Annotated in this window: 2 pseudogenes; both read left to right on the top strand. The window is 37.8% G+C overall.

Annotation, left to right across the window (positions count from 1 at the left end):
• Positions 1–485 (top strand): annotated as a pseudogene (locus ACFVN3_RS20815) (hypothetical protein); the annotation flags it as partial.
• Between the two features lie 948 nt (positions 486–1,433).
• Positions 1,434–1,952: pseudogene (locus ACFVN3_RS20810) on the top strand (hypothetical protein); the annotation flags it as partial.

Raw genomic sequence — 1,952 nt, 5'->3', positions numbered from 1 at the left:
GTGGAGCCTGGCATTGTCATGTTTTAATGCGCTTTAATGATTTGGATAAGATTTATATTAAAAATGCTGAATTAAGGAGTCTATGGGGTTTAGGATTTGTAACAATCAAGTCATTAAAGGATATAGACAACATAGGAGCCTATTTGAGCGCTTATTTGACTGATATAGACCTAGAAGATGTCCAAGACAGGGAAACAGCCTTAAAAGTGGCTTCAGAGGGCTGTGAGGTGCAAACAAAGATCGTAGAAGGTCGGGAAAAGAAATTTTTAAAAGGCGGACGGCTGCACATGTATCCTTCCGGAATGAATATGTATCGAAAATCAAAAGGGATTGTTAAGCCGGAACGGGAAGAAATGAAGTTCGGAGACATAAAAAAAGTAGTGGGTTCGGCAAAACCACACTACGAGAAAAGTTATCATGTCGAAAATGACAATTTTGAAAACACAATTTCGTTTCTCCAGTATAACACAAAACGTGATTTTTGAAGCAAAACGGTTCCTCTTTATGGAGCCGTTTTTTTTATTTCCCGAAGGGTTATTTGTCAGAATGACAAACCGATTTCGAGCCGGCGAGAACCCATTGTCACACCACGATTTAGGGGGTGTGTATAAATGGGCACTCTCTGTGAAATTTGAAGCTTTGAAATTCCGAATGGCGCACTTATACACTCTGTCGAGTGAGTGCTAAAATGCTGAAGCATTTCCGTCAAGCGTGTGGAGGAATCTTGTAGAGAGATATAGCATAGATACCCGTATCTCTAGAGATATTTTGGTATATCCCTGCTATATCTATGGGGTATCTATGCTATATCTTTGGCTTCAAAAACGGCACCTGTTCTAAGAGCATAGAAACTCAACAGGCACAGCCTGTTTGACACCCTTTTTTTTAGGGTGGCACCGAGTTTCCTTATGCTCTTTTTCTCTGAAGCTAAACCTGTTTTATATGTCGTAGTCTTTTTATTGGGAGTGACCCCTTGCTGTACAATTTCCGGAGGTGCCGATAAGGGACGAATTTTCCCTTGTCGGTTGCCTTTGGGGATTGTAAGGGGTGGAGGCTCGGAATCAAAAGGAAACGAAATATCATTCCGAGTGTGCTTCTTTTTTCTGTTCTTGAATTCTATTATTTCCAATGTTAGAATTATGTTAACAACTTGTTAGGAGTGTGTTTGGATGGAAGAGAAAAAACAAATTGGACCTCGAATTACTGTTGAAACATTTAAAAAGCTAGAGTTATTAGCCGAACATTTTACAAAACACAATGAATTTGGAAGAGTTTCAAAAGATGCTGTAATTGAGTTTGCTATTAAGGAATTGTATAGGGACTATTTGGGAAAAGGACGCTAATTTTTGTTGAAAAACTGACTTCGGATTTGGGGTTCTTTATTATTAACTTGATTTTAATTAAACATTACAGGAAAAATTGAGGGGAAATGGATGGATAAACGCAATGGTGACGCGGTTTTCATAGCTCCAAATGATGTTGTAAAAGTGACCACTATGAATCACGTCATTGAAGTTCAGCATATGGAGAAGATGAACCGGAAAAATAATATCAAAAAATTGGACAAGGATAGGTTTGTAGACCTCTCTACTGGGGAGATCCGGGAGTTCGAGCATTCGGAAAATCGGCAGGAAAATTATAATTCTTTGAGACAAACCTTTAAGAAGCTGCGTTATTTGATAAATAACAATTTTATAGGACGGCCAAATGAATTACATATAACTTTGACATACAAGAAAAATATGACGGACACGAAAAAACTTTATAGTGATTTTCAAAATTTTATCGACAGGTTGCGTTATAAATACAAGAAAGAAAGTTCGATAGATTATTTATCGGTGGTAGAGCCACAAGGACGTGGAGCCTGGCATTGTCATGTTTTAATGCGCTTTAATGATTTGGATAAGATTTATATTAAAAATGCTGAATTAAGGAGTCTATGGGGTTTAGGA

The organism is Cellulosimicrobium sp. NPDC057862, assembly GCF_042797035.1.
Taxonomy (GTDB): Bacteria; Actinomycetota; Actinomycetes; order Actinomycetales; family Cellulomonadaceae; genus Cellulosimicrobium.
The sequence above is the reverse complement of the archived record's forward strand: the minus strand, read 5'-3'. Positions and strand labels throughout refer to the sequence as shown.